Here is a 5,222-nt window from a genome sequence, read left to right on the forward strand (position 1 = left end):
CGGCCGGCGTCGTCGAACGATCCGCGCAGCGTCATCTCGAACCAGCGGTGGCCGCCGTCCGCGTGGCGGCACCGCAGCTCGAACGTGACCGGCTCGCGGGTCTCGCGCAGCCGCGCGTAGGCCTCCTCGCGGGCGGCACGGTCGTCCGGGTGGACGATGACGCCACCGGTGATCCCGACCAGCGTCTCGGGCGGGTATCCGAGCAGCGACTCCATCGCGGGCGAGGCCCAGAGGATCGTGCCGTCCGGACGGTGGCGGCAGTGGCCCTCCAGTGAGGTCTCGGCCATCGTCCGGAACTGGCGCGCGGTCTCGGCGAGCTCCTTCCGCGCCCGACGCTCCTCGGTCACGCTCCGAGCGGTCGCTATGCCGCCCGTCAGGACCCCGTCCGTGTACACGGGGCAGATGATGGTCTCGTACACCTCCTCGCCGTCGTCGGTGGTGTAGTCGACCGTGGTGATCTCCCCGTCCAGTGCCCTGGCGTACATCGGTCCGAGCGTCTCCCACGCGTGCGCGGGCACGACGTCGGGCGCCCAGCGTCCGACCATCTGATCGGGGTCGAGCCCGCGGGCCGCGACCGCGCCCCCGTGGATCGCGGTGATCCGCATGTCACGATCGAACAGCACCAGCGCCACGCGCTCCATCGCGTCCACGGCATCGGCCAGCGGGACCGCGGTGAGGTCACGTGCATCGCGGTCGCCGGGCGGCGTCATCGGTCCGAAGTCACGCGAGGACCCATACGTAGCCCCTCGACCACGTGGGCGAGAACTTGAGCGACCGGGGCCATCGTGGCGCGTCGCAGTCGATGTCCGCATCACGTGTGGCACTCGACGAACGTTGTCTGGCGCGTGGGCGCTCGCGTCGCTACCGTCGGCTCATGGTTCCTCGACGGTGCGCTGTGATGCTCGTGCTGTGCGCGGTGCTCCCCGCTACGGCCACGGCGCAGACGACCGTCCGAGGCGCGTCGCTGGATCCGGCCCGGGCGCCGAACTTCAACAGCGACTGCTCGACCAAGCCGTTCCCCGACATCAACGACCCGAACCTCGCGTACGCCCCCGTCGCGAGCGGCCAGCCGAGCTGCACCTGGTGGCAGACCGGTGTGTTCGCGGCCCCGAACGACCCGCGCAGCGGATACGTCCCCGGGGACGGGGTCGTCACCAACGTGTCGGTACGCAGCGGCCCGACCCCGGCGCCGCTGCGGTTCGCGATCGTGCGGCAGCTCACGCAGGCCACGCAGGGCATCCCGAGCGGGGACTCGGAGTGCTGCTTCTTCGTGCGCGAGACCGCGCCCGTCCAGCCCGCCCCGAACGCCGTCTCGACGTTCACCGTGAACCTGCCGGTCGAGAGCAACCGAGGACCGAACGTCGTCACCAACGACGTCCTCGCGATCAGCGCCGTGTCGGGCACGGGCTCGCTGCCGATCTTCGCGGTGCCCGGGCAGACCTCGGCGAACATGTTCACCCAGCCCGGGACGGTCGACGCCGCCGCGACGTTCCCCGCGATGGGCACCCTCGCCAACGACACCGGCGGAGGACGCCGTCCCGAGGGCTACGCCGGCTTCGAGCTCCAGGTGGCCTACTCCTTCGTCTCCGCTCCGGGCACGATCAGCCCGGGCGCGCCCGTCCGCCTGGGTCCGACCGACATCACGACCATCGGTGGTGGTGTCCTGCGACCGATCGGCGGGGCGCTGGACGTGACCCTCAACTGCCTGCAGGTGACCTGCCGCGGCAGCGTCAACGTCCTGACCAGGTCCCCGGTCCGGGCCGCCGCCAAGCGGCAGCCGTTGAGGATCCGCTCGCTCGGAAAGCGCGCGTTCTCCCTCCAGAAGGGCACCAAGCGCAAGGTCCGACTGAAGCTCAACGCGCTCGGGCGCAGGCTCGCCAGGCGCTCCAGCACCAAGGTCAAGATCGTCGTCGACCTGGGCGCGTCCGGCACGACGACGCGCAACCTGACGCTGAGGCGGGCCAAGGCGAGGCGCGGCAAAGGGTGAGGCGCCACCTCCTCCGATCGTACAGTCGCTCCTCCGTAACAAATCCGGATGCCCGCAATGGGCTCGCGGGGGATCCTCGGACCATGGCGGAGCAGCGTGAGGAGTTCCCGCATGGATCCATTGGTCGGGATCTCGCGCGGGAGCGCCTGCGGGCCCGCGCCCGCCGGCTGGAAGCGGCGCGCGCCGCCCTGTACGCCCGCGCCGAGGCCTCCCGCAAGGAGGGCGTGCCGCTGCCCCGCCCGCTGCAGACCGCGATCGCCGACTTCACGACAGCGCTGAAGGACACGCGCGACGAGCTGGGCGACGAGCCCACGCGGCCCCACCGCCGCTTCGAGCGGCCTCAGGGCGCCTGAGCCCCCGCGCCGGCCGTCGCGTCCCGCCGCGCCCGTGACGCCGACGGCGTGGGCGGACCCATAGGATCCGCGCGCCGTGCAGCTCTCCGATCCCCGTTCCCGTCACCACCGTCCCGAGCGGATCTACGTCTCCGGGCACCGAAACCCGGACACCGACTCGATCGCCTCGGCGATCGCGTACGCCGAGTTGAAGTCCCGGCTGGACCCCGACACCGAGTACGTCCCGGTCCGGCTCGGCGAGCTCAACCCGCAGACGACCTGGGCCCTGGAGCGGTCCGGCGCGGAGATCCCGCGCCTCCTCGTGCACATCATGCTCCGGGCCGGCGACGTCATGCGGGAGGAGTTCCCCGTCGCCGACGCCGAGACCCCGCTGCGGGTCGCCGGGCAGATGATGGTCGACGCCGGCCTCGACCTGCTGCCCGTCGTCGACGGCGACGGCGTGCTCACCGGCGTCCTGGCCGAGCGCGCGCTCGCCCGCCGGTACGTCCGCGAGTCCGGGGAGGCGTCGCACCTGCTCGCCCCGACCTCGGTCGGCACGCTCGCCGACACGCTCTCGGGCGAGCTGCTCGCGGGCGACCGCGACGCCAAGGTCGACGGACGCGTCTGGGTGCTCGCCCGGCAGCTCGACGCGATCCTCGGCGACGTGTCCCCAGGAGACGTCGCGGTCGTCGGCGACCGTCACGACGCGCAGCTGCGCGCCCTGGAGCTCGGGATCTCCACGCTCGTCATCAGCAACGGCACGACCGTCCCGGACGCCACGCTCGAGCTGGCGCGCAAGACCGGGACCCCGGTGATCGTGACTCCGCTGGACTCCTACGTCGCCGGCCGCATGACGACGCTGTCCTCGCCCTGCCAGGCGATCGCCGACCGCGAGCCGCTGACCGCTCGCGCTCGCGACCTCGTCGCCGACATCTCCGAGGACGTCAAGGACGTCAGCTACCGGGCCGCCGTGGTCGTGGACCGCGCCGGCCGTCCCATCGGCCTCGTCACCCGAGCGGATCTCGTCGCCCCCCGCCCGCGCAGGGTGATCCTCGTCGACCACGCGGAGAGCGCCCAGAGCGTCGAGGGCATCGACGAGGCCGAGATCGTCGAGATCCTCGACCACCACCACATCGGGTCGATCGAGACGACGCACCCGGTCCGGGCGACCTTCGATCCCGTCGGCTCGACGAGCACGCTGATCGCCGAGCAGTTCCTGGCGACCGGCCAGGAACCGAGCCCCCAGGCCGCGGGCATGCTGCTGGCCGCGATCCTGTCGGACACCGTCATCCTGAGCTCGCCGACGACGACGCCCCGGGACGAGGCAGCCGTCACCGATCTCGGCGAGCAGCTCGGGATCGACCCGCGCGACTACGGGCGCGAGATGTTCGAGGCGACCAGCGACGTCTCCGGTCTCAAGGCGTCGGAGATCCTCGCGCGCGACCTCAAGGCCTACGAGCTCTCGAGCGGGCAGACGATCTGCATCGGGCAGATCGAGACGGTCGGCGACGCCATCATGTCGCGGGTCGACGAGCTGCGTGAGGCGGCGGAGGACCGCGTCGCCAAGGACGGCCACCGGCTCGTCGCGCTGATGGTCACCGACGTCGCGACCGGCGGCACCAACCTCGTGGTGGCGGGCGATCTCGCACTCGCCGCCAGGGCGTTCAACACCGACATCAGCGGCGGGTACATCGAGCTCCCGGGCGTGATGAGCCGCAAGAAGCAGGTCGCGCCGCCGCTGATGAAGGCGGCCTGACCGGGCGTCAGCCCGCGGCGCGCAGGCCTGCTCGCAACCGGCTCGGGGAGGCCGCCGTCCTGCGGCCGGTGACGGCGAGCGACCGCACCCGTCCGCCGCGCAGCTCGACGATGCGCCGTCCCGTCCGCGGGACGCGCAGCAGCGACGGGGTCACGAACCGCCGGTCGCGGAACCTCGCCAGGGCGCGGGACCCGCGGGTGCCGGTCCGGACCCCGCGCAACGTGTGCCACGGAGCGGTCGTGCGGACCAGCGCGATGCGACCGCCCGGGGTCAGGGCGACGCCCACCGTGCCGCCACCGTCGACGCACCAGCGGGCACCACGTGCGGTGCGGCGCTCCGGCGCCGGGAGCTCCTCGAGGGCCGTCGTCAGGCGTGCGCCGAGCCGGACCGGTCCGACGCCGGCGGCACCCACCGGCAGCGCACGCGGCAGGCATCGGGACGCCACCAGCGGGGTGGGCTCCGCGATCCGGAACCGCCACCCCTTCTCCTCGATGAGGATCTCCTCGCGGGTCGCTCGCACCGTCACGGTCTCGAAGGTGCCGTCGGGACGCTCGATCGCTCCCGGCTGGGTGCGGGGGAGGTCGTCCAGGCCCCGTCCGCGCGGCTGCTGGCGCAGCCCGTCGACGTGGTGCAGCCGCCACTCCTGCACCGTCCCGTCGGCGGAGCGCATCCGCATCCGCGCGGGTGAGCAGTAGACGCTGAAGTCGGTGAGCTCGCCCGCCGCGGCCCCGTCGTCCAGGACGTAGCGGCGGTCCTCCCCCGGGCCGAGGTCCCACGTGGAGGTGTCCTGGGCCGGGTTGGGCAGCAGCGGTCCCGACAGGGGCAGGCCGGTCGCGTGGAAGGTCCAGGCGGACGCGGGCGGGTCGGCGAGGTCGCGCTCCCAGTACCCGGTGGTGCCGTCCCGGGCGCCCTCGACGCGCAGGATGCGATGGACGGCGCCCTTCCCGACCTTGTGGATCGAGATGGCCGATGTGACCTGACCAGGGATCTTGGGCTGCCTGCGCCACGGCTCGGCGGGGAGCTGGATCGGGGCCCCGTCGCCCTTCCCGCGCTGGTCCTCGTAGGAGTAGGAGAAGAACACCGGGTCGTGACCGGAGATGTCGAAGTCGTAGAGCCGCGTGAACATGTCGCCGTGCGGGCCGATGAG

Annotated in this window: 4 protein-coding genes and 1 pseudogene; 3 read left to right on the forward strand and 2 right to left on the reverse strand. The window is 72.7% G+C overall.

All coding sequences use genetic code 11. From position 1 onward, the window contains the following. Positions 1 to 710, reverse strand: a 710-nt coding sequence (locus tag ABYE80_RS16560; protein WP_372791409.1) for a PAS domain-containing protein, incomplete at its 3' end; no start/stop codon positions are given. Positions 711 to 898: 188 nt separating this feature from the next. On the opposite strand from ABYE80_RS16560, the gene ABYE80_RS16565 reads away from it, so the two are divergent. The 3 genes from ABYE80_RS16565 (at position 899) to ABYE80_RS16575 (ending at position 4,075) form a co-directional block, all read left to right on the forward strand. Beyond that, positions 899 to 1,987 (forward strand): hypothetical protein, encoded by a 1,089-nt coding sequence (locus tag ABYE80_RS16565; RefSeq protein ID WP_372791410.1) that lies wholly within the window; start codon positions 899 to 901, stop codon positions 1,985 to 1,987. 83 nt (positions 1,988 to 2,070) lie between these two features. Next, positions 2,071 to 2,340: a hypothetical protein gene (locus ABYE80_RS16570; RefSeq protein ID WP_372791411.1), complete on the forward strand. Its 270-nt coding sequence runs from the start codon at positions 2,071 to 2,073 to the stop codon at positions 2,338 to 2,340. A gap of 76 nt (positions 2,341 to 2,416) precedes the next feature. Next, the gene (locus ABYE80_RS16575; protein ID WP_372791412.1) at positions 2,417 to 4,075 is read left to right on the forward strand and encodes a putative manganese-dependent inorganic diphosphatase; all 1,659 of its coding nucleotides are present in this window, start codon (positions 2,417 to 2,419) and stop codon (positions 4,073 to 4,075) included. A gap of 7 nt (positions 4,076 to 4,082) precedes the next feature. Here ABYE80_RS16575 and ABYE80_RS16580 read toward each other — a convergent pair. After that, a pseudogene (locus tag ABYE80_RS16580) lies at positions 4,083 to 5,222 on the reverse strand (hypothetical protein); the annotation flags it as partial.

Source organism: Paraconexibacter sp. (assembly GCF_041602235.1).
Classification (GTDB): domain Bacteria; phylum Actinomycetota; class Thermoleophilia; order Solirubrobacterales; family Solirubrobacteraceae; genus Paraconexibacter.